Source organism: Pseudomonas sp. PH1b (assembly GCF_000633395.1).
Lineage (GTDB): Bacteria > Pseudomonadota > Gammaproteobacteria > Pseudomonadales > Pseudomonadaceae > Aquipseudomonas.
Genome location: NZ_AYMU01000012.1, coordinates 46,985 through 69,294, shown reverse-complemented (window position 1 = coordinate 69,294; position 22,310 = coordinate 46,985). Strand labels below are relative to the sequence as shown.

19 protein-coding genes and 1 pseudogene are annotated in these 22,310 nt (G+C 64.5%); 13 read left to right on the top strand and 7 right to left on the bottom strand.

The window, feature by feature from the left end:
* The first annotated feature begins 78 nt into the window (after positions 1 to 78).
* The gene (locus U873_RS0120965) at positions 79 to 1,095 is read left to right on the top strand and encodes an AraC family transcriptional regulator (RefSeq protein ID WP_025130108.1); all 1,017 of its coding nucleotides are present in this window, start codon (positions 79 to 81) and stop codon (positions 1,093 to 1,095) included.
* Between the two features lie 258 nt (positions 1,096 to 1,353).
* On the opposite strand, the gene U873_RS0120960 is transcribed toward U873_RS0120965, so the two are convergent.
* Positions 1,354 to 3,237: a sigma-54-dependent Fis family transcriptional regulator gene (locus U873_RS0120960; RefSeq protein ID WP_025130107.1), complete on the bottom strand. Its 1,884-nt coding sequence runs from the start codon at positions 3,235 to 3,237 to the stop codon at positions 1,354 to 1,356.
* Between the two features lie 355 nt (positions 3,238 to 3,592).
* Here U873_RS0120960 and U873_RS0120955 point away from each other — a divergent pair.
* From U873_RS0120955 to U873_RS0120930, 6 genes and pseudogenes are all read left to right on the top strand, one after another.
* Positions 3,593 to 4,668: pseudogene (locus U873_RS0120955) on the top strand (ATP-NAD kinase family protein).
* 2 nt (positions 4,669 to 4,670) lie between these two features.
* Positions 4,671 to 5,648 carry a thiamine pyrophosphate-dependent dehydrogenase E1 component subunit alpha gene (locus U873_RS0120950; protein ID WP_025130105.1) on the top strand — a complete coding sequence of 326 codons (978 nt, stop codon included), beginning with the start codon at positions 4,671 to 4,673 and terminating at the stop codon, positions 5,646 to 5,648.
* A 30-nt stretch (positions 5,649 to 5,678) separates the two neighbouring features.
* Entirely contained in the window at positions 5,679 to 6,692 is a 1,014-nt protein-coding gene (locus tag U873_RS0120945; protein WP_025130104.1) for an alpha-ketoacid dehydrogenase subunit beta, read from the top strand.
* Positions 6,692 to 7,804, top strand: coding sequence for an acetoin dehydrogenase dihydrolipoyllysine-residue acetyltransferase subunit (locus U873_RS0120940; RefSeq protein WP_025130103.1), 1,113 nt, complete (start codon positions 6,692 to 6,694; stop codon positions 7,802 to 7,804). Before U873_RS0120945 ends, U873_RS0120940 begins: the two co-directional genes overlap by 1 nt.
* A gap of 88 nt (positions 7,805 to 7,892) precedes the next feature.
* Positions 7,893 to 8,966, top strand: coding sequence for a 2,3-butanediol dehydrogenase (locus U873_RS0120935; protein WP_256244682.1), 1,074 nt, complete (start codon positions 7,893 to 7,895; stop codon positions 8,964 to 8,966).
* Between the two features lie 142 nt (positions 8,967 to 9,108).
* Positions 9,109 to 9,834: a hypothetical protein gene (locus U873_RS0120930; RefSeq protein ID WP_029978543.1), complete on the top strand. Its 726-nt coding sequence runs from the start codon at positions 9,109 to 9,111 to the stop codon at positions 9,832 to 9,834.
* A gap of 321 nt (positions 9,835 to 10,155) precedes the next feature.
* Here the strand turns inward: U873_RS0120930 and U873_RS0120925 are convergent, their stop codons facing one another.
* Both U873_RS0120925 and U873_RS0120920 read right to left on the bottom strand, forming a co-directional pair.
* On the bottom strand, positions 10,156 to 11,442 hold the full coding sequence (locus tag U873_RS0120925; protein WP_025130100.1) for an MFS transporter: 1,287 nt from the start codon (positions 11,440 to 11,442) through the stop codon (positions 10,156 to 10,158).
* A gap of 75 nt (positions 11,443 to 11,517) precedes the next feature.
* Complete coding sequence (locus tag U873_RS0120920) at positions 11,518 to 12,897, bottom strand: M20 family metallopeptidase (RefSeq protein ID WP_025130099.1); 1,380 nt, start codon at positions 12,895 to 12,897, stop codon at positions 11,518 to 11,520.
* A gap of 116 nt (positions 12,898 to 13,013) precedes the next feature.
* On the opposite strand from U873_RS0120920, the gene U873_RS0120915 reads away from it, so the two are divergent.
* Complete coding sequence (locus tag U873_RS0120915) at positions 13,014 to 13,967, top strand: LysR family transcriptional regulator (protein ID WP_025130098.1); 954 nt, start codon at positions 13,014 to 13,016, stop codon at positions 13,965 to 13,967.
* 49 nt (positions 13,968 to 14,016) lie between these two features.
* Here the strand turns inward: U873_RS0120915 and U873_RS0120910 are convergent, their stop codons facing one another.
* Complete coding sequence (locus U873_RS0120910; protein WP_025130097.1) at positions 14,017 to 14,523, bottom strand: GNAT family N-acetyltransferase; 507 nt, start codon at positions 14,521 to 14,523, stop codon at positions 14,017 to 14,019.
* 168 nt (positions 14,524 to 14,691) lie between these two features.
* On the bottom strand, positions 14,692 to 15,867 hold the full coding sequence (locus tag U873_RS0120905; RefSeq protein WP_025130096.1) for a MerR family transcriptional regulator: 1,176 nt from the start codon (positions 15,865 to 15,867) through the stop codon (positions 14,692 to 14,694).
* Between the two features lie 227 nt (positions 15,868 to 16,094).
* Between U873_RS0120905 and U873_RS0120900 the strand changes: the two genes are divergently transcribed.
* The 3 genes from U873_RS0120900 (at position 16,095) to U873_RS0120895 (ending at position 18,592) form a co-directional block, all read left to right on the top strand.
* On the top strand, positions 16,095 to 16,955 hold the full coding sequence (locus tag U873_RS0120900) for a GyrI-like domain-containing protein (protein ID WP_371261327.1): 861 nt from the start codon (positions 16,095 to 16,097) through the stop codon (positions 16,953 to 16,955).
* A gap of 773 nt (positions 16,956 to 17,728) precedes the next feature.
* Positions 17,729 to 18,145 carry a cytochrome c gene (locus U873_RS35375; RefSeq protein ID WP_115658635.1) on the top strand — a complete coding sequence of 139 codons (417 nt, stop codon included), beginning with the start codon at positions 17,729 to 17,731 and terminating at the stop codon, positions 18,143 to 18,145.
* A gap of 156 nt (positions 18,146 to 18,301) precedes the next feature.
* A complete protein-coding gene (locus U873_RS0120895; RefSeq protein ID WP_157838113.1) occupies positions 18,302 to 18,592 on the top strand; it encodes a hypothetical protein in 291 nt (96 codons plus the stop codon).
* 45 nt (positions 18,593 to 18,637) lie between these two features.
* Here the strand turns inward: U873_RS0120895 and U873_RS0120890 are convergent, their stop codons facing one another.
* Both U873_RS0120890 and U873_RS0120885 read right to left on the bottom strand, forming a co-directional pair.
* Complete coding sequence (locus U873_RS0120890; RefSeq protein ID WP_025130093.1) at positions 18,638 to 18,994, bottom strand: DUF6572 domain-containing protein; 357 nt, start codon at positions 18,992 to 18,994, stop codon at positions 18,638 to 18,640.
* 107 nt (positions 18,995 to 19,101) lie between these two features.
* On the bottom strand, positions 19,102 to 20,013 hold the full coding sequence (locus U873_RS0120885; RefSeq protein ID WP_025130092.1) for a LysR family transcriptional regulator: 912 nt from the start codon (positions 20,011 to 20,013) through the stop codon (positions 19,102 to 19,104).
* A 193-nt stretch (positions 20,014 to 20,206) separates the two neighbouring features.
* On the opposite strand from U873_RS0120885, the gene U873_RS0120880 reads away from it, so the two are divergent.
* A complete protein-coding gene (locus tag U873_RS0120880; RefSeq protein ID WP_025130091.1) occupies positions 20,207 to 20,509 on the top strand; it encodes a peptidoglycan-binding protein in 303 nt (100 codons plus the stop codon).
* A 154-nt stretch (positions 20,510 to 20,663) separates the two neighbouring features.
* Positions 20,664 to 22,289, top strand: a complete 1,626-nt coding sequence (locus U873_RS34475) for a peptidoglycan D,D-transpeptidase FtsI family protein (protein WP_371261326.1) — start codon at positions 20,664 to 20,666, stop codon at positions 22,287 to 22,289.
* Positions 22,290 to 22,310: the final 21 nt, after the last annotated feature.

Below are 22,310 nucleotides of genomic sequence, written 5' to 3'. Positions count from 1 at the left end.
CGGCCGGCCTATGCCGAAAGCGGTCAAGGGGGCTGGCGTTTTTTGCCATAGGTCCAGCTACGGGAGCACAGCCTCTACATGCGTGAAACGGATTCGGTCGCGGTCTACTTTGTCCGGGTGATGACCCATGCCCTGCGCGAGCAGCCGGCGCGCCTGGCGGCGGTGCTGGAGGAGGCGGGGATTGACCCGGCGCTGCTCGACCAGCCCCGGGCGCGAGTGCCCGGCAGTGCCTTCGCCGCGCTGTGGCTGATACAGATCCGCGAACTGCAGGACGAGTTCTTCCAGCTCGACGCCCACGGCATGCCACCGGGAGCCTTTGCCCTGATCTGCCGCGGGCTGATCCAGGAGCCCAACCTGGAAAAGGCCCTGCGCCAGTGCCTGGGCAACTTCAACCTGTTCCTGCGGGACTTTCGCGGCAGCCTCAGCCTGCGGGGCAAGCGTGCGGTGATCAGCCTGGACAACCACAGCGCCGACCCGGAGCGCCGCCGTTATGGCGAAGAGACCTTGCTGGTGCTGGTGATCAGCCTGCTGTGTTGGCTCGGCGGGCGACGCATTCCCATCGACCGCGCGGACTTTCGCCATGCACGCCTGAGCCTCAGCGACGACCCGCTGCTGTGGGGCAGCAACCTGAGCTGGAACGCTGGGCGCACCGAGATCGAATTTGCCAGCCGCTGGCTGCGCCTGCCGGTGGTCCAGGACCTGGCCTCGCTCAAGGTGTTCCTGCGCAGCGCGCCGCAATGGCTGGTGATCCGTTTTCGCAACCAGCACGGCCTGATCACCCAGGTGCACCAGCGCCTGCGGGCCAGCCACTACAGCCAGTGGCCGACCCTGGAAGCCTTCGCCAATGAGTTGCAGATGAGCCCCAGCACCTTGCGCCGGCGCCTGGAGCGCGAGGGCGGCTCCTACCAGGAGATCAAGGACGAAGTGCGCCGTGGCGTGGCGGTCGAGCTGCTGCGGCGCTCGGCGGCCAGCATCAGCGAGATTGCCGAACTGACCGGCTTCCAGGAGCCCAGCGCCTTCCACCGCGCGTTCAAGAAATGGACCGGCGAAAGCCCCGGGCGCTACCGCGCGCGTTTCCAGCCCGGCCCAGCCTGACCCCACGACCTCACGGTTCCTACGGATCTCGCCACGGCGCGCAGCCTTGTGTAGGAGCTGGCTTGCCAGCGAAGGCGCCCGCAAGATCACCGCACAATCCAGGGGCCCCTTCGCCGGCAAGCCGGCTCCTACAGGGAGCTGCACGGTCTATCTGCCTGCTGTAGGAGCTGGCTTGCCAGCGAAGGCGCCCGCAAGATCGCCGCACAATCCAGGGGCCTCTTCGCCGGCAAGCCGGCTCCTACGGTCGCTGGGTGTGGCTCAGGCCGGGCTGCGGCCGGGCATCTGGATGCCGTGCTGCTGCACCCGCCGATACAGGGTCGCCCGGGAAATGCCCAGGGCCTTGGCCGCCGCCAGCGGTTTCCAGCGATGGCGCACCAAGGCATCCAGCAGCACCTGGCGTTCCGGGCTGGTGCTGCCCTGGAGCACCGGCTGGGCCTCAGGCCCATCGCTGCCGCGCAACTGCTCGGGCAGATCCTGCAGCTGGATCAGCGGCCCTTCGCACACCGCGCAGGCATAGCGCAGGACATGCCGCAGCTGGCGCACGTTGCCCGGCCAGCGATAACCCAGCAGGCACTCCAGCGCCCGATCGCCCAGTTGCACCGGGGCCCCACAGCGCTTGGATTCTTCCTCGACGATCTGCCGGATCAGCCCCAGGCGATCGCTGCGTTCACGCAGGGGCGGCAACTGGAAGCACGCGCCGCCGAGGCGAAAATACAGGTCCTCGCGAAAGCTGCCCTCAGCCACCAGGGCTTGCAGGTCGCGGTGGGTGGCGCAGATCACCTGGATATCCACGGTCTTGCGTTGCGCAGCCCCCAGCGGCGCCACTTCGCCCTCGGCCAGCACCCGTAGCAGACGGGTCTGCAAGGCCAGGGGCATGTCGCCGATTTCATCGAGGAACAGGGTGCCGCCGTCGGCCTGTTGCAGCAGGCCCTGCATGCCCTTGCTGGAGGCCCCGGTAAAGGCGCCGGCGGCGTAGCCGAACAGCTCGCTCTCGATCAGGCTCTCCGGGATTGCCGCGCAGTTCAGTGCGACGAAGGGCCGGTCGCGGCGCTGGCTGGCCTGGTGCAGCTGACGGGCGAAGACTTCCTTGCCGGAACCGGTCTCGCCTTGCACCAGCACCGGCAGGTGGCGGTCCTTGACCCGCACCGCCAGGCGCAGGCTTTGCTCCACGCGCGGGTCCAGGGGGGCGGCAGCCAGCGTCAGGCGCGCTCGGCTGGGCGCCCGCCGCGGTGCCCGCAGGCGACCGTGCAGGGCATGGGGCGCGGCGGGGCTGTGCAAGGAGCACAGGCTTTCGTCGCTGGCGCGGTGCAGCAGCTGCGGGTCGAACACCTGGGCGATGTGCTGGGGCAATGTTCCATGGCGCCGCAGCAGGTAGTCCCGGGCCGCCGGGTTCAGCGCTTGCAGCACGCCGTCGTCGTCCCAGGCCAGCAGGTAGTCGGGCTGGCTGTCGACATACCCCGGGCTGCCGTGGGCCCGCAGCACCCAGCAGCCCTGGGCGCTGCTCATGAAGAACGCCTGTTCGATCTCCCGGGCGCTCTGCACCACCATCTGCCGGATCAGGTGCTGGGAGCGGCGGTCGTCCGGGGAGCGCACCGCCGACACATCGAGCACCCCGAGCAACTCACCCTGGGGGTCGAACACCGGGGCGGCGGAGCAGGTCAGGCCGATGAAGGCCGCTCGGAAGTGGTCGCGCTTGTGCACCGTCACCGGGGCCCGCGCGGTCAGCACTGCGGCCACGCCGCAGGTGCCTTCCTCGCCCTCGGACCAGCAGGTGCCCAGGTACAGCCCGGCCTTGCGGCAGTCGTTACGCAGGGTCGACTCCACACGGTAGTCGATGGTCCGGCCCTGGGCATCGGTGAGCAGCACGCAGTAGTCGGCGTCGCGCACCCGGCCATGCAGGCGCGCCACTTCTTCGCTGGCGATGTGCAGGAACAGCTCGGAGCGCTCGCGGCATTCCTTGAGCAGGTCCTGGGACAGGATGCGCGGCCCTTGCAGGGAGCCGGGGTCCAGGTGGTGCTGCTCCATGGAGCGGCGCCAGGAGTCGAGGATCAGGCTTGGGACGGGGGCCTGGGGCAGGTGCGCGGCGTTCTTCAGCACCCGGCTGACACAGTCCACGTGGGCTCTTGAATGTGCGGAAAGCATGGGGGCCTCCGGTTGCAGCTTCTTATCGTTGTGGGCGCATTAAGCGCCGATCCGCGCCCCTCGACAAGCACCGAACGCCGCCGGGACGACAGTGAGACGCAACGTCTCAAGGTCTCGCCAGAGCCCTGTGCAGCCTGACATGCAACGTCTCACGGAACGCTTTCTTCAACGCTCTGCAAAAGATGCAGCAGCCGCTCTGGAACGGCCATCTTCAGAGGTTTTTCGACAACTGGCACCGGCCTTGCTCTAGCCCTTGGCAACCAGCCCTTGGCAACCCGCGCCGACTGGCCCATCGAAGAATAAGAACGAGGTGCCCGATGTTTTCTCCTGCCTGTGCTCCGCCCGCGGTGAGCCCATGAGCCGCCGCCCCCTCACCGTCGGCATCATTGCCAACCCGGCGTCGGGTCGTGATGTGCGCCGCCTGACCGCCAATGCCGGGCTGTTCTCCAGCACCGACAAGGTCTCGGTGATCCAGCGCCTGCTGGCGGCCTTCGGTGCCACCGGCATCACCCAGGTGCTGATGCCCACCGACATGACCGGGATCGCCGCCGCGGTGCACAAGAACAGCCGCAGCCGCCAGGCCCGGGAGCAGCACTGGCCGGCCCTGGAGTTCCTCGACCTGACCCTGCGCCAGAGCGTCGAGGACACCCGCCAGGCCGCACGTTGGATGGCCGAGCGCGGAGTGGCGCTGATCGCCGTGCTCGGCGGCGACGGCACCCACAAGGCGGTGGCCGCCGAGGTCGGTGATATACCGCTGCTGACCCTGTCCACCGGCACCAACAATGCTTTCCCGGAGCTGCGCGAAGCCACCAGCGCCGGCCTCGCCGGTGGGCTCTACGCCAGTGGCCGGGTGCCCGCCGAGATCGCCCTGCGGCGCAACAAGCGGCTGCTGGTGCGCGAGCCGGCCCGGGGCCTGTGCGAAGTGGCCCTGGTGGATGTGGCGGTGTCGCCCCTGGCCTTCGTCGGCGCCCGGGCCATCAGCCGCGCCAGCGACCTGGCGCAGGTCTTCGTGACCTTTGCCGAACCCCAGTCCATCGGCATTTCCGCGCTCTGCGGGCTGTGGCTGCCGGTGACCCGCCAGGAGCCCCACGGCGCCTGGATGCGCCTGGACCCGCAGTCCCCCGAAGCGCTGCTGGTGCCCCTGGCCCCGGGCCTGTTGCAGGGCTGCGGGGTGCTGGACGCCGGCTACCTGCAACCCGAGGTGCCCCAACCGCTGTGCCTGAACGCCGGCACCCTGGCCCTGGATGGCGAGCGCGAGATCGAATTCAACCCCCACGACCGGCCCACGGTCACCCTGGATGCCGGCGGCCCGCTGAGCATCGACGTCAACGCGGTCCTGGCACACGCGGCGCGCCAGCGCCTGCTGGCCATCGATCGCGAGCACCGGCAACACCCCTTGAACCTTCAGTCCCAAGACACCCTGGAGAATAAAAATGTCGACACCCTTGACCACTGACCAATTGCTCCACGCCTACCGGGTGATGCGTACCATCCGCGCATTCGAAGAACGCCTGCACGTGGAATTCGCCACCGGCGAGATCCCCGGTTTCGTCCACCTCTACGCCGGCGAAGAAGCCTCGGCGGCCGGGGTCATGGCCCACCTGCGGGACGATGACTGCATCGCCTCCAACCACCGTGGCCACGGCCATTGCATCGCCAAGGGCGTGGACGTCTACGGGATGATGGCGGAGATCTACGGCAAGAAGACCGGGGTCTGCCAGGGCAAGGGCGGCTCCATGCACATCGCCGATTTCGAGAAGGGCATGCTCGGCGCCAATGGCATCGTCGGTGCCGGTGCGCCGCTGGTGGTGGGCGCGGCCCTGGCCGCCCGGCTGCAAGGCACTGACGGTGTGTCCGTGGTGTTCTTCGGCGACGGCGGCTCCAACGAGGGTGCGGTGTTCGAGGCCATGAACATGGCCTCGGTATGGAACCTGCCGTGCCTGTTCATCGCCGAGAACAACGGCTACGCCGAGGCCACGGCGTCCAACTGGTCGGTGGCCTGCGATCACATCGCCGACCGCGCCGCCGGCTTCGGCATGCCCGGGGTGACGGTGGACGGATTTGATTTCTTCGCCGTGCACGAAGCCGCCTGCGCTGCCGTGGAGCGGGCTCGGGCCGGGGAAGGGCCGTCGCTGATCGAGGTCAAGCTGACCCGCTACTACGGCCACTTCGAGGGCGACGCCCAGACCTACCGCGCCCCCGACGAGGTCAAGCATTACCGCGAGCACAACGACTGCCTGATGCAGTTTCGCCAGAGCACCACTCGTTCCGGACTGCTGCAGGCCAGCCAGCTGGAGCAGATCGATGCAGAGGTGGAAGCGCTGATCGAGGACGCGGTGCGCAAGGCCAAGTCGGACCCCAAGCCGAGCCCGGCCGATCTGCTGAGCGATGTGTACGTCGCTTACCCATAACGCCCCACAGAACAACAAGAGACCACCATCATGGCGAGAAAAATCAGTTACCAGCAGGCCATCAACGAAGCCCTGGCCCAGGAAATGCGGCGCGACCCCAGCGTGTTCATCATGGGGGAAGACGTGGCCGGCGGTGCCGGCGCCCCCGGCGACAACGACGCCTGGGGCGGCGTGCTCGGGGTGACCAAGGGCCTCTACCATCAATTCCCCGGGCGGGTGCTGGACACCCCGTTGTCGGAGATCGGCTACGTCGGCGCCGCAGTCGGCGCCGCCACCCGTGGCGTGCGCCCGGTGTGCGAGCTGATGTTCGTCGACTTCGCCGGCTGCTGCCTGGACCAGATCCTCAACCAGGCGGCGAAGTTTCGCTACATGTTCGGCGGCAAGGCCCAGACCCCGCTGGTGATCCGCACCATGGTCGGCGCCGGCCTGCGCGCCGCGGCCCAGCACTCGCAGATGCTCACCTCGCTGTGGACCCACATCCCCGGGCTGAAAGTGGTTTGCCCGTCGTCGCCCTACGACGCCAAGGGCCTGCTGATCCAGGCGATCCGCGACAACGACCCGGTGATCTTCTGCGAGCACAAGCTGCTCTACAGCCTGCAGGGCGAAGTGCCGGAAGAGTCCTACGTGATTCCCTTCGGCGAGGCCAACTTCCTGCGCGACGGCAAGGACGTGACCCTGGTGTCCTACGGGCGCACGGTGAACACCGCCCTGGAGGCGGCCCGCGCGCTGTCCGCGCGCGGCATCGACTGCGAGGTGATCGACCTGCGCACCACCAGCCCCCTGGACGAAGACAGCATCCTGGAAAGCGTGGAGAAGACCGGGCGCCTGGTGGTGATCGACGAAGCCAACCCGCGCTGCTCCATGGCCACCGACATCTCGGCGCTGGTGGCGCAGAAAGCCTTCGCCGCCCTCAAGGCGCCGATCGAAATGGTCACCGCGCCCCATACGCCAGTGCCGTTCTCCGACGCCCTGGAAGACCTGTACATCCCTGACGCGGCGAAGATCGAGAAAGCCGTGCTCAACGTGATCGAGTGGAGCCGCTGATGAGCCAGATCCATACCCTGACCATGCCCAAGTGGGGCCTGTCGATGACCGAGGGCCGGGTCGATGCCTGGCTCAAGGAAGAAGGCCAGAGCATCAGCAAGGGCGATGAAGTGCTGGACGTGGAGACCGACAAGATCTCCAGCAGCGTCGAGGCGCCGTTCTCCGGCATCCTGCGCCGGCAGATCGCCCGTCAGGACGAGACCCTGGCGGTGGGCGCGCTGCTGGGCATCGTGGTCGATGGCGAGGCCAGCGACGCCGAGATCGACGCGGTGATCGAGCAGTTCCAGGCCAGCTTCGTGCCCGGCGACAGCGCCGACGAAGACAGCGGCCCGGCGCCGCAGAAGGTGGAAATCGGCGGCCGGCTGATCCGTTATTTCGAGCGCGGTGAAGGCGCCACGCCAGTGCTGCTGGTGCACGGCTTTGGCGGTGACCTCAACAACTGGCTGTTCAACCACGAAGCCCTGGCCGTCGGGCGCCGGGTGATCGCCCTGGACCTGCCGGGCCACGGCGAGTCGACCAAGGCCCTGCAACGGGGTGACCTGGACGAGTTGAGCGAAGTGCTGCTGGCGCTGCTGGATCACCTGGAGATTCCCGTGGCCCATCTGGTGGGCCACTCCATGGGCGGCGCGGTGTCCCTCAACACCGCGCGGCTGGCGCCAGACCGCGTGCGTTCCCTGACCCTGATCGGCAGCGCCGGGCTGGGCCGCGAGATCAACGGCGACTACCTGCAAGGCTTTGTCGAGGCCAGCAACCGCAATGCCCTCAAGCCGCAGCTGGTGCAGCTGTTCTGCAATGCCGAGCTGGTGAACCGGCAGATGCTCGACGACATGCTCAAGTACAAGCGCCTGGAAGGGGTGCAGGCGGCCCTCGGGCAGCTTGCTAGCAACCTCTTCGCCGACGGCCGCCAGCAGGCCGACCTGCGCCCGGTGGTGCAGGACGGGCCGCAGCCGGTGCTGGTGATCTGGGGCAGCGATGACCGGATCATCCCGGTGAGCCACAGCGCCGATCTCAAGGCGCAGATCGAGGTGCTACCGGGGCAGGGGCACATGCTGCAGATGGAAGCGGCGGAGCAGGTCAACCGCCTGATCCTCGACTTTATCCAGCAGCACTGAGGTGTTCTGCGGCGGCCAGGGGGCCGTCGCATCTCTACAAGAATAAGGAGAAGCCAAGATGAGTGTTTCCCTCAAGCCGGTTCCCAGCATGCGTGCCGCGGTCTGGCACGGCCGCCACGATATCCGCGTCGAAGACGTACCGCTGCCCGACGCGCCGCCTGCCGGCTGGGTGCAGATCCGCGTCGACTGGTGCGGCATCTGCGGCTCTGACCTGCACGAGTACGTGGCCGGGCCGGTGTTCATTCCGGTGGACGCACCGCACCCGCTGACCGGGATCAAGGGCCAGTGCATCCTCGGCCACGAGTTCTGCGGCGAGATAGTCGCCCTGGGCGAAGGGGTCCAGGGTTTCAGCGTCGGCCAGCCAGTGGCCGCCGACGCCTGCCAGCACTGCGGCACCTGCTACTACTGCACCCACGGCCTGTACAACATCTGTGAAAACCTGGCCTTTACCGGGCTGATGAACAACGGCGCCTTCGCCGAATTGGTCAACGTCCCGGCCAACCTGCTGTACGCCTTGCCGGCCAACTTTCCCGCCGAGGCCGGAGCGCTGATCGAGCCGCTGGCGGTGGGCATGCACGCGGTGAAAAAGGCCGGCAGCCTGCTGGGGCAGAACGTGGTGGTGGTCGGTGCCGGCACCATCGGCCTGTGCACCATCATGTGCGCCAAGGCCGCCGGTGCGGCCCAGGTGATCGCCCTGGAAATGTCCGGCGCACGCAAGGCCAAGGCCCTGGAAGTCGGCGCGACCCACGTGCTCGATCCCAAGGAGTGCGACGCCCTGGCCGAGGTCAAGCGCCTGACCGGCGGGCTGGGGGCCGATGTCAGCTTTGAATGCATCGGCAACAAGCACACCGCCAAGCTGGCCATCGACCTGATCCGCAAGGCCGGCAAGTGCGTGCTGGTGGGGATCTTCGAAGAGCCCAGCGAGTTCAACTTCTTCGAGCTGGTGGCCACCGAGAAACAGGTGCTGGGGGCCCTGGCCTACAACGGTGAGTTCGCCGATGTGATCGCCTTTATCGCCGATGGCCGCCTGGATATCTCACCCCTGGTGACTGGGCGCATTCAGCTGGAAGAGATCGTTGGCCAGGGCTTCGAAGAGCTGGTCAACAACAAGGAGCACAACGTCAAGATCATTGTTTCCCCCGGTCAGTTGCGACGCTCGTAAACGAGCGATTTGGCGATGGCCGCCAGCGGTCATCGCACTTTTTTACAGTTTTGCGTTCTATCACCAGGCCTGGCCGCGCCGATCCCCGCCGCAGCCCGTGAATCCTGACCCGGTGCCGATGGCCTACGCTCCCTCTTCTTGCATGATGCAAACCCGCTTTCAGCGCCTGCTGCTGGCAGGGCTGCTGATACTCAGCGCCAGCGCCTGCACCCAGCAGCAAGGGCGCGACATCGCCAAACAGTTTCGTGAAGGCAAGCCTGACGAATTCTTCCAGACCAGCGTCGACCGCATGGCCACCATCGGCATGCGCGACAACCTGCAGAGCCTGTACCTGCTGATGAGCAAGCTCTACCTGCGCAACCCCAGCCAGTGGCGCAAGTCGGGCTATCCCGATGGCACCACGGCCCAGCGGCAGATCCGCAATGCCATTGAACAGCGCCAGCCGCTACCGGCCCTGGGGGATCGCCGCGACCTGGCGGCCCTGAGTTATTCCCTGAGCCCGGAGTTCCAGGGCGATCGGGTCGGGGCCTTTATCTATGCCATTGGCAGCATGCTGGTGACGGCCCATGGCGGGCGGACCGAGTTCTACATGACCGACAGCATCGACCCGCAATTTGTCAGCAACGCCGCGCGCAACATCGAAAAGGCCACCTGGCTGCTGAGCCAACGCCAGGATGCCAACGGCGTACTGTTGCTGTTCTCCAACGAGATTTCCGAAGAGGGCAGCAACCTGAGTTTTGCCGTGGAGTTCGGCAAGATCGTCGCGCGCCTGGATCTACTGACGCATATGCTCGACGAGCGCTACCGTCGGGTGGGGCTCAATTATGCGCAGAGCTTGTTGCTGATGAATTTCTTGCCGGTCCAGTAGGAGCTGGCTTGCCAGCGAAGGCGCCCACCCAGACGCTGCAAGGCCCAAGGGCCTGTTCGCCGGCAAGCCGGCTCCTACAGGGATCTGCACGGACCATCTGCCTGCTGTAGGAGCTGGCTTGCCAGCGAAGGCGTCCGCCCAGACGATGCAAGGCCCAAGGGCCTGTTCGCCGGCAAGCCGGCTCCTACGGGGAACGGCGCGGACTATCTGCCTGCTGTAGGAGCTGGCTTGCCAGCGAAGGCGTCCGCCCAGACGCTGCAAAGCCCAAGGGCCTGTTCGCCGGCAAGCCGGCTCCTACACGGAGTTTGGCTTGGCCCTCTCTCAGGTCATTCCAAGTTTTTTGCGCGCCATCAACAGGGCTGCGACGCTCAACGCTGCCGCCAGCATCAGGTAGAAACTCGGCGCCAGTTGCGAGCCGCTCAGAGCAATCAGTCCGGTGGCGATCACCGGGGCAAAACCACCGAAGATCGTGACGCCGAGGTTGTAGCTCAGGGACATGCCGGTGACCCGGGTGCGCACCGGGAAGATGTCCGCCATCAGCGACGGCAACGGGGCGAAGTACACCGCCTTGATCAGGGCCATCATCGCCACCACCAACAGCAGGGAGCTGGCGCTGGGGCGGCTGTTGAGCCAGAAGAACGCCGGCAGGATCGCCACGGCGTAGACCACCGCGGCTGCCAGCATGATTTTCAGGCGCCCGATATGGCCGGACAGGTAGCCGACGATGGGCGTGACTAGGGTCAGGATCAGGCCGCCGGTGAGGGTCGCCAGAAAGCCCGAGGACTGGGCGATGTTCAGGCTGGTGGCAGCGTAGGACGGCATGTACTGGATCATGTAGTTCGAGGCGGTGGACACCACCAGGGTGCCCATGGCGATCAACAGCAGGGTCTTCTGGGTCACCAGCACTTCGCGCAATGGGCGCTCCCCTGGTTCGCTGGCCTTGAAGTCCGGCGACTCGTCCACCGTGCGGCGGATGTACAGGCCCACCGGGCCCAGCAGCAGGCCGAAGAAGAACGGTACGCGCCAGCCCCAGTCGAGCATCTGCTGGGGATCGAGGTGCTTGGTCAGGAAGTAGCCGAAGGTCGAGGCGATGACCACGCCAAAACCCTGGCTGGCGAACTGCAGGCTGGCGACAAAGTGCCGGGTGCGCGGCGGCGCGTGTTCGAGCATGAAGGCGGTGGAGGTGCCGAACTCGCCACCGGCGGAGAAGCCCTGCAGCAGCCGGGCCACAAGAATGCCGATCGGCGCGGCGATGCCCAGGGTGGCGTAGCTGGGCATGATGGCGATCAGCAGGGTGCCCGCCAGCATGATCAGGATCGACAGGGTCAGGGCCTTCTTGCGGCCCCGGCGGTCGGCGTAGGAGCCCAGCACTGCCGCGCCCAGGGGGCGGATCAGGAACGAGATGCCGAAGGTGGCAAAGGCCAGCAGCAGGGAAAAGGTCGGGTCGGCCGTGGGAAAGAACACCTGGCTGATGGTCAGGGCGAAGTAGGCGTAGATCGACAGGTCGAACCACTCCAGGGTGTTGCCGATCAGGGCGGCGCCTATGGGTTTCCACAGGGCCTTGGGTTCGACCCGGATCGCGGTCGAGGTGGCGGCTAACTCTGTCATACGAGACGCTCCTGCTTATTGTTGGATTTTGAGCGACAGGTGCTCGACCAGAGTCGAGCGGGGTAAGCGATGGCCTCAGGCCCGGGGCAGGTCCCCCAGGTCCCAGAACAGGGCCGTCATGATCTCCAGGCCTTCACGAATCACCGGCAGCAGCAGGTGTTCGTCCGGGGCGTGCTGCGAGCAGCCGGGGTAGGAGTGGGGAATCCACAGGGTCGGCAGCCCCAGCACTTCGGCAAAGATGTCGTTGGGCAGGGTGCCCGCCAGGTTCGGCAACAGCGCCAGGCGCTGCGCACTGCTGCCTGCAATCGAGGTTTTGGCGAACCGGACCCAGGGGTTGTCCGGGTCCAGGCGGGTGGCCGGGGAGCAGCGCTCCATGATGATCTCGACCTGGTGGAAACCTTCGCGGTCCAGGTGCGCCCGCAGCAGGCTTTCCAGCTGCTGCCAGGGGGTGCCGAGAACAAAGCGCAGTTGGCAGAAGGCCACGGCCCGGGGTGGGATCGCGTTCACCGGTTTTTGCGGGTTGCCGGTGCTGAAGGCGAGAATCTCCAGGGTGTTCCAGGCGAACAGGCGCTCGCCCAGGGTCAGCCCCGGTTCGCCCCAGTTTTCGTCCAGGGGCCGGCCCAGGGAGTCGCGATCAATCTCCAGGTCGGCGATGGCGGCGCGCACATTGTCGGGAATGTGCGCCGGCAGCAGTTCGCGGCAGCGGATGCGGCCGTGCTGGTCCACCAGGCTGGCCAGGGCGTTGGCCAGCACCACGCCGGGGTTGCTCATGACCCCGCCCCAGTTGCCCGAGTGCAGGCCTTTGTCCCGGGTGTTGAGCTCCAGGCGGAACTGCGCCGAGCCCCGGGAGCCGAGGAACAGCGTCGGCCGCGCCTGATTCAGCCGTGGGCCGTCGGAGGCGATGAACACATCGGCCCGCAGCAGTTCGCGCTGCTCCTGGCACAGTTGGCGCAGCCCCGGGGAACCGGCTTCCTCGCCCATTTCGAACAGCAGCTTGAGGTTGAAACCCAGGCGCCCGTTGCGGGCCTTGAGCACCTGCTCCAGGGCCGCCAGGTTGATGCTGTGCTGGCCCTTGTTGTCGGCGGTGCCACGGCCGTACCAGCGCTCGCCCTCCAGGGTCAGTTGCCAGGGATTCAGGCCGGCGCGCCACTGTTCGGCGTAACCCGGCACCACGTCGCCGTGGCCGTAGCTGAGCACCGTGTGCAGCGCCGGGTCTTCCAGGCGCGTGGCAATCAGGAACGGCCCACCGGCCTCGGGGTTGGCCAGCAGTTGGCAGTCGAAGCCCAGGCGCTGCAGCAGTGGCTGGATTTCTTCCAGCAAATAGCGCGGCAGCTCGCTGGCGTGGGCCGGGTCCTGGCTGTCACTGCGAAACGCCACCCGGCGCCGCAGGTCCTGTTCAAAGTGGCCGTCGTCCAGGTACTGGCGCACGCCAGTCAGGGCAGCTTGCTTGGTCATTGCAACTCCGGTCGGGCAAGGGGAACGGGCCCATGGTGGAGTTGGCCAAGGCATCTGTATATTGCTGTTTTTTGAAGGCATGATTCTAAAAATTGGATGCCTGCAAGGAGACGCAGATGGACTATCGGTATTTTCTGGCGGTGATCGATGCCGGCTCCCTGGCCGCCGCAGGGGAGCGTTTGCACATCGCCCCCAGCGCGGTGAGCCGGCAGATCGCCCTGCTGGAAGAGAGCGTTGGCGTGGCGCTGTTCGAGCGGCGTCCGCGGGGCATGCAACTCACCGCTGCCGGCGAGGCCCTGGCCGAACATGCCCGGCGTACCTGGCTGGAGCAGGAGAACATCCTGGCCGAGCTGCGCGGCGAGGGTTACCCGGGAGCCAAGGTGATCCGCCTGGTATCCACCGAGGGCCTGTCGCGGTATTTCCTGCCGCGGGTGCTGCTGGAGCATTACCGCCTGCGGCCCGGAGCCGAGTACCGCCTGGACGTGATCTCGCCCCACGAGTGCGTGCAGCGCATTCGCCGCGGCGAGGCGGATGTCGGGCTGACCTTCAGCACCGAACCGGTGGAGGGGGTAAATGTGTGCTACTCGATCCGCTCGCCGATTCGCGCCCTGATGCGGGCGGGGCATCCACTGGCCAACGCTGGGGTGCTGTCGTTGGAGCAGGTACAGGCGTTTCCCGTGGCCTTGACGCCCAAGGGCACCACCCAGCGGCAACTGCTGGACCTGGTGTGCCAGCTGGACGGCCTGAGCTTCGATCAGGTGATGACCTGCAACTTTTCCGGGGCCCTGCATGAGTTTGTGCGCCAGTCGGATACGGTGGCCTTTGCCAGCGCCATCAGTGGCGAAGGGCAGGGCATGGATGGGCTGGTGTCGGTGCCGCTGTCCAACCCGCGCCTGGGCGATCGGGACATCCAGGTGCTGACCATGCCCAAGCGGGTGCTGCCGCAGAGCCTGGGGTTTTTTATCGAGACTTTGATTGCAGGGTTGCAGAAGTCGGCTGAGGCGCCGCCGGGCGAGACGGCCGGCAGCACAGGATTGAACCGCCCCCGGCGTCCGGTCGCCGCCCGCTGAACAGTTCGGCCAGGGGGCAGGGCGGCCCTTGAATCAGGCGCCTCAGGCCTTATTGGCTGGCGGCGAAGGATTCCGCGTAGTGCACCGTGCCTGCAGGCAAGGCACCGCCGAAGGACAACGTCTGGAAATACCCTTGAGGCACGCCGGGCAACTGCAAACCGTCATAGGCTTGGAAGCCGAAGCGTTGGTAGTAGCCAGGGTCGCCCAGCACCACGCAGCCCTGGGCCCCAAGGTTCTGCAAGTCGGCCAGCGCGGCTCGCATCAGGCTTGAGCCGATGCCCTGGCCTTGTCGGTCCGGCCGCACGGATATGGGCCCGAGCCCGTACCAGCCGACTTCCCCGCCCGACAGGGTGACCGGCGAAATCGCCACATGCCCAACCAGGGTGCCCTGCTCTTCGGCCACCAGGGACAGGGTCAATTGCCCGGCACGGCGCAGTGCGTTGACGATGAAGTGCTCGGTGTGGCTGGAGTGGGCTTGCTGGGCGAACGCCGCGGCAGTCAGTTCAGTGATGGTCTCGATGTCTTCGGTGCTTTCGTTGCGGATGGTCAGGTTCATCTCGTTGACTCCTTCATGAGGGATGGATCAGGCCGCGCCAAGTGAGAAACAGCGCGGTGGCTTTTTACGGTATGGCGCGCGGCCTTTCAGGCCGAAGGCCCAAGCCGCGTCAGGTGGCTGTCGCGCCGTGGTTCGGGGGTGTGCAATGGGTTGCCGGCCAAGGCAGCGCTAGGCGGGGTTTTTCTGCAGGACGAAAAACTGATAGCCGTAGTCGCCCAGGAAGCGCTCGTGAATCTCCAGCTCCTCCTGGATGTCTGCCAGGGCCCTGGAGCCCATGCCTTGAGCGGACAGTGCGACGACCTTCGCACGCAGGGGCACCAGGTAGTTGTCCCAGGCTTGGCGGCTCAATGGAAAACTGTGCAGCAACTGATAGCCCTGCGAGTGGATGTCCACCACTCGGCGCTCCAGTGTGGCCATGTCCGGGTAGTTGCTGTGCCAGAACGCCGAGGCTTGCGGCGCGGGCTGCCGGGTCAGCCAGATCAGGTCGCTGATCACCAGGAATCCCTGCGGCCTGATAAACCGCCTCCAGTCTTGCAAGGCGTTGGCAAAGCCGATGATGTAGGCGCTGCCCTCGGCCCAGATGGCATCGAACGAAGCTGGTGCAAAGGGCAGCTCGCTCATGCTCGCGCACAGGGGCTGGACCTGCTGCGCCAAGGCCTCGGCGGTGGCGGCGGCCTGCAGTTGGGCCAGGCTGTATTGGTCGTTGTCCAGGGCGGTGACCTGCCCCTGGCTGTGCCTGGCCAGCAGCAAGCTGCTGGGGCCACGGCCGCAGCCGATGTCCAGCAGGCTCTGTGGCAGCACGGGCAGGCTGTGCAGGGCCTGCAACCTGTCTTCGGCAGACCCCGGCCCGAGGCGCTCCAGGCCCTCGACGATGCGCTCGAAATCGGCCATGTAATGGTCGTGCTCATTCATGTCTTTGGATAACCATTTCAGGCGCAATGCCTGCTTTTCGTTGAACCCCTGCTTCAGCAGCCAGGCCAGGTGCGCGCCCGGGGCCTGGTGCTCCAGGGCTTGATGCCAGCCGCGCAGGGACGCTTGCCCCAGCATGGCGGCGAGCAGGTCCCGGGCTTGCTGCTTGTGTGCAATCTCCTGGTCCAGGGCCTGCAAGCGTTGAAGCAGCAATGAGCGGTCTATGCAGGTGTCCAGGCATGCCTGGCACTCCTTCAAGGTCAGCCCGCCGGCCTGAAGCTGTTGCAGCAACTTCAGCTGTTGCAGGTCATGCTCGGCATAGACGCGGTAGCCATTGGCCTGGCGCCGGGATGCAATCAGCCCCAGCTTTTCGTAATAGAGCAGGGTAGAACGGCTTAGACCGACCTTTTGCGCCAGCTCGGAAATGCGATACATGACCTTTCCCTCGTTGTAGGGCGTAGCACCCTAAACTATGAAGTTGTAGACAGGTAAAGCAGCAAAAGCACAGGAGAAGATTTTTTTCATCGCCTGGATGTGCGCACCCGAGGGGCTGCCGCGGGCAACCCGGGTGCACCTTGAGCAAGAGCGGCTAGGCGTGCTCATGCCGGGATAGCCGATCCTTTGCCTACCGTAATTCCCGGAGTCTTTGCCCAGTGCCTGACATGTCGATCAACGCCGCCTATGCGAAACGCTTCAACGCGGTACTCGCCTATATCGATGGGAACCTCGAAGGCGATCTGTCGGTGAGAACCTTGAGCCGTGTGGCGAACTTCTCGGAGTTTCATTTCCATCGGCAGTTCACGGCGTTCGTGGGTGTGCCTGTGTCCCGTTATGTGCAGTTGATGCGGTTACGGGATGCGGCGCATCGCCTGGCCTCTCAGGCAGATTACTCGGTGCTGGAGGCCGCACTGGGTGCGGGTTTCGAAAGTCCCGAGGCATTCTCCAGGGCGTTCAGGCGCGGGTTCGGCATGACGCCGAGCGTGTTCAGGAAGCAGCCGAACTGGCAGGTCTGGAATGCGGTGTTCGCTATCCCTCATTTTTCCAGGAGCATCATCATGCAAGTACGAATCGTGGACTTTGCCCAAACTCGGGTCGCAGCGCTGGAGCACTGTGGGCCTGCGGGGCTGGTCGGTGAAAGCGTGCGCCGATTCCTCGACTGGCGCATGCAGAGCGGGCAGTCGCCGGTGGCGTCGAGTCGCAGCTTTGGAGTGCCCTTTGGCAATCCCGATACCACGCCGCCGCAGGAGTTTCGCTTTGCCATCTGCGGGGAGATTCATCAAGCCGTGGCGGCCAATGAGTCGGATATTCGGGAGATGGTCATTGCCGGGGGCCGCTGCGCGGTGGTGCGGCATGTAGGGTCGCCGGATCATATCGGTGAATCCATCTATCCGATCTATCGCGATTGGCTGCCGGGCAGTGGCGAGGAGTTGCGGGATCAGCCGTTGTTTTTTGAGTATCTGAGTGTTTATCCGCAGACGCCGCTGGAGCAGTGGTTGACGGATATTTATGTGCCGTTGCGGTAGCGGGCGCAGTGTTGGCTTTGGGGCGTAGCCGATGCTGCGGTCATGGCTGCTTGGGGCGGTGCTCTTGCTGGGAGGTCGGGGTAGATCTCCAGTGCTGCGGTAACGGCCTTCTATGGGTTGGCGCTGACCGCGAGTCACTTTGGAAACACTGGAATGTCGCCCAGCCCAACGCAACCACAGGCTTCTGCCCCTCCACTTGGTGCCTCGCATCGCGAGGCATGCCCTCACTCCGGCTTTGATCCCTGGGCTGCCGCCACCGGCCATTCATGGTCGGTGGCGGCTAACCTGGCATCCCGGCCGGGTTAGCCACGGTTCAATGCCTGCGTTCGCCATCGTGGTTAACGGGGCCAGCAGATCAAGATCACGACGGCGGCCTTGGACGATCAGGGGGGAGGGAGCTCTTCGCAAGTTGTGAACGGGGGGGCTTCGAGGTGTCTCTTGCTTAGATGGCGAAGTACAGGAGGGGCGAATAAAGACACCGGGTCTCCTGCGCGGGCTTGGCAGTTGCTATAAGGCAAGTTTATTCATTAGTCCCGCAGGAGATCCTTGCAAGCAATAACGTCTCAACGGAGAATGGCGGGCTTCTAACGATCTCCATTAGTGGGTGTTAGTTTAAAGAAAACAGTTGACGGCAGCTGTGTGAAGCAAAGATTTAAAGTAAAACTCCGTTTGGGCTGAAGTCCATCTCTCGCGAAGTGAACTCATTGCTGATGAACAGTCTCGGTGCTGGTGTTGTCGAGTTAGTGGGGAGCTGTACTAATTCGGCGCGTTTGATGTGGGCTCTATATAACAAGGATGTATGGAAAGTGAAAACAAGAATATTGCTCATCGCTGCGCTGGGGCTGTTATCGCTGGCTCAAGCAACACTGTCCTTCGCGGATAATGCCAATGGCAAGAATCTCTATGTGCAGAGGTGTGCCGTGTGCCATGGAGCCGATATCAAGGCAAGCGGACCACTGGCTCATAAGAGCAATCCTCCAACCCCGGACCTGACAACTGCCGCTTTCAAGAAGCGGCTGAATGATTATCCAGGGGTAATCGTCTCATCGGTCATACTGCGCCCTAACGGAGACTTGATTCCAAGAACGCTGCGCGAGAATGGGGTAAAGATTGCGCCGCACGCCTGGAGCGTTCAGGACTTTCGCGATTTGAATCAATACATGAGTGGCTTGATTTCAAGAAGTCGATGATGGGCGGCGAGGAACAATCGCCAGGGAGCAATCCCCAGGGAGCAATCTCGAATAGCTCCGCCCTGAACTTGCCGGCCGATTTGGGCGGTGGCTTTCGAGCAGAGGCAGGCACTCGGGCCCCGAGCAGGTACTGGTCAAATCCTGCCGGTGGTCTCGATGCAGAAGCGACTGACCAGTGCAGGAATTCAACCTTTGAGCACGCTGAAAAAATTTACCCTTCATGGAACCGCCGTCGGCAGCGAGCAGAGCATCCAGCTGGATGAGATTTCAATTCTCGCCGAGCCGGACACGCTCAGGGAGCTGGGTGTGTTCCTGATCAACGCGGCACACGAGATGTCGGCGAACGGGCTGGAGCATGTGCACCTGCAGGACCTGATCGAGAACTTCTCACCTCAGGAACATGTGGACGTGATTGCCCTCAACCAGACGCTGATCAAGCCGGCATGAGGCACCCTGACGCTGTGCTCGGTCGGCAACCGCCCAGCTCATGCGCTACAGGCTGCGAATGCTTTCATCGGCCTTGAGCTCAAACTCGAAGCCAATGCCTACTTCATTGAGGGTCTCTGTAACCCGGCCCATGAAACACTCGGCTTGCTCGGGGAGTTCATACAGCCCCAGGACACGGATGATCGGGTACTTGCCGTAGGCGCCGGGGATTTCACTGTAGATCTCGCCACTTTCGATGAAGGCGATGTAGGTGTTGATTTTCTCTTGCAGCATGAGCAGGTGTTCGCCTTGCTCCGCCTTGCCGCCCCATTCGAGGTGGTCGGTAATGATCAGGATCACGCTGTCGGGCTCGCGTTTTGGGGTTGCCCAGATATCGATGACCCTTGGGTTGGTGATGGACATGGCTGATCCTTCAGGCAGCGGGGTTGGGGAGTACAGGATGCGGCCCTCGGGTTATGAGGGGCGCAGTGCAAAGTGTCTGTTCTGAGGCGCTTGTGAACCCCAGCCCTTCACTGCAGAAAGAAATCCTCCTTGATCGAATCCAGCAGCAGTGACTTGACGATCTGCAGCGCGCTGTCGTGCTTGCTGCCCACGCGCATGCCGATCTCCAGTTCGTAGGAAGGCATGGGCACGGGGCAGGGGAAGGTTTGCAGTGAACTGATCCGTTGCATGGCGTGTGCGGCATGGGTGGGCACGGTGGTGATCAGTTTCGAACCCACCAGCAGGAAGGGAACGGCGGCGAAGTGCGAGGTCGAAGCCTTGATCGTGCGGGTCAGGCCGACGTTGTTCAGCCCTTCGTCGACGATGCCGACATAACCTGCGGACGACACCAGCAAGTGCGGGCGCTGAGCGTAGTCTTCTGCGGTCAGCGGGATGGAGTTCTGGGCGTCGGCGATGCCCAGGTAGTTGCCGCGGCCGAGCCTGATGCGGGTAATCAGGTGCGAGGACAGGCCTCCGGCGGAGATGGCGATGTCGATCTTCTGGCCCATCAGCATGTCTTGCACGACGCCGCTGTGGGTTTGCCGGAACAGGATGCGCAGGCCGGGCAGGCGCTCCTCCACCATCGAAAGAATCTTCTGCCCCAGGGCTATTTCACTGTCATCGGACAGGCCGATGGTGAGGGTGCGGCCCTTCACTTGCTGGCCGTCGGAGGCCATGGCCAGGGCCAGCCTGCAGCGGTTGATGGCTTCTTCCACCAGGGGGTACAGCTGGTTTGCGCGCATGGTCGGGCGCAGGCCGCGCCCCGTGCGTTCAAACAAGGGGTCGCCATAGAGCTCCCTCAAGCGTGCGAGGGATGCACTCACCGCCGGCTGGGTAACCCCCAGCCGCAGCGCCGCCCGGCTGGCACCGCCTTCTTCGACCAGGGCGACAAAAACCCTGAGCAGATTCAGGTCGATGTTTTCGATATCAATAGGGTTCATATCAGATAGCTTGAATGGCGCATTGATCTATATTGTATCAGCCATAAAATGGCCTGCCTAAACAAACAGCGGCTCGAATTGCAGGGCCGTTGCTGATGTTGCCAATACTTGGCGAGTGCCAGTCAGTTCGGTCTTTTCTGCGCCGGCACAAGCCTTGGCTGTGGGATCAAAGGTTTAAGCCAGAGGTTGAAGTATGGCGCGCCACGTTAAATATCTTGCGGCCATGGTGCTCTTTGCCTGGGCGTTTGAACTTTCTGCCTGCCTGTTTGAAACCGCCACGGCTTGCCCTTTGGCCGAAGAAGTTGTGGGCAAGTTGCAGCAGGCCTTGGCAGAGCGAAATTATTATCAGGGAACAATAGATGGTGTGGTGGGGGAGAAAACCGCCGAGGCCATCTTTCTGTTCCAGTTGGACTGCGAACTTCCGTTAACCGGCAGTCTCAACTCGCAGGTCCTGCAACGGCTGGATATAAGGCCACCCTCGTGGTTATCGGAATAAGTTCATGGCTGGCAGGGCCAGCGCAGGGAAACATCATTGTTTCGCTATCAAAGGTCAGTGGCTGGAAAGTGGTTTTACTCTTATGGCTTTAACCCATGGCCCGGCGTCGGGTTCTCCATGGCGCTTCAGGCTGGCTGTTGGTCTGGTGGGGGTGATGGCCGCCATTGTGTGCGGCCGGATCATTCAACTGCAGATCGCCGACAAGGCGTTTCTGATCAGGCAGGGCGATGCCCGTAGCCTGCGCTCTGTGGCTATCCCGGCCTACCGAGGCTTGATCACCGATCGCCATGGGCAGCCGTTGTCCGTCAGCACGCCGGTGACCACGGTCTGGCTCAACCCCCGGGAGTTGATGGGCCAGCAGGACCACTGGGCTGCATTGGCCCAGGCCCTTGAGGTGCCACAGAGCCGCTTGAGTTCGATCATTCTGCGCAACCCGCAGAAAGAGTTTGCCTACCTGCATCGGCGCGTTGCTCCCCAGGTGGCGGAGCAGATGATGCAGGCGGTGCAGGCGCTCAAGGCCACGGGTGTCTACACGCTGCAAGAGTCCCGCAGGTTTTATCCGGCGGGCGCAACCACGGCGCATATCATCGGCTTTACCGATATCGACAACCGCGGCAGCGAAGGGCTCGAACTGGCTTATGAGAATGTGCTGCGCGGGCGCGATGGCAAGCAGCTGGTACTGAAGGATCGGCGCGGCCACTTGATCGAGGACCTGGGGGTTGCACGCCTGGCCAGGCCCGGGCAGACGCTTGAGCTGTCTGTGGATCTGCGCCTGCAATACGTGGCCGATCGAGAGCTGCGCGAGGGCATTGCCAGCAACGGTGCGGATGCCGGCAGCGTGGTGATCATGGATGTGCGCACCGGCGAGATCCTGGCCCTGGCCAATCAGCCCAGCTACAACCCGAACAACCGCTCCCGGCTGACGCCGTCGATGATGCGCAATCGGGCGGTGGTCGATGTATTCGAGCCGGCTTCAACCCTCAAGCCATTCTCGGTGGCCGCCGCGCTGGAAAGCCGGCGCTGGAAGCCGACGGATACGGTGCATGTGGCAACCGGCACCCTGCAGATCGGCCAATACACCATTCGCGATGCTTCCAGGACCGCGGGCGAAACCCTGGACCTGACCGGCATCCTGGTGCGTTCGAGCAACGTCGCCATCAGCCAGGTGGCCTTCGATATCGGCGGGCCGCGGATTCATGACCTGCTGCAGCGGGTGGGCCTGGGCCAGGACACGGGCATCGGGTTCCCCGGTGAACAGAGCGGGGTGCTGCCCCTGCGCCGGGAGTGGCGGCCCACCGAAACCGCAACCCTGGCCTACGGCTATGGGGTGTCCGTTACTGCGGTACAGCTGGCCAGGGCGTACGCCACCCTGGTCAACGGCGGTGTCCGGGTGCCCGCTTCGCTGCTGCGGGTTTCTGCCGCGCCCAAGGGCGTCCAGGTGATGCCGGCCAGCGTCGCCAACACCGTGAAAGACATGCTGGTGCAGGTGGTTGAAGGCCCCCGGGGCATCTATCGGGCCAAGGTTCCGGGCTATCACGTGGGTGGAAAGAGCGGCACCGCGAGAAAGACCAGCCAGGGGGCCAAGGGTTATCTGGCCCACTCCTACCGCGCCATGTTTGCCGGCTTTGCCCCGGCGGCAAACCCCAGGTTGGTGATCGTGGTGGTGGTGGACAACCCCAGGAACCACGGCTTTTTTGGCGGGCTGGTATCCGCCCCGTTGTTCAGCAAGATCATGTCGCAGGCTCTGCGTCTCACTAATGTGGCTCCCGATGATATTTGAAGCCTATGCAGCAAGAGTTGC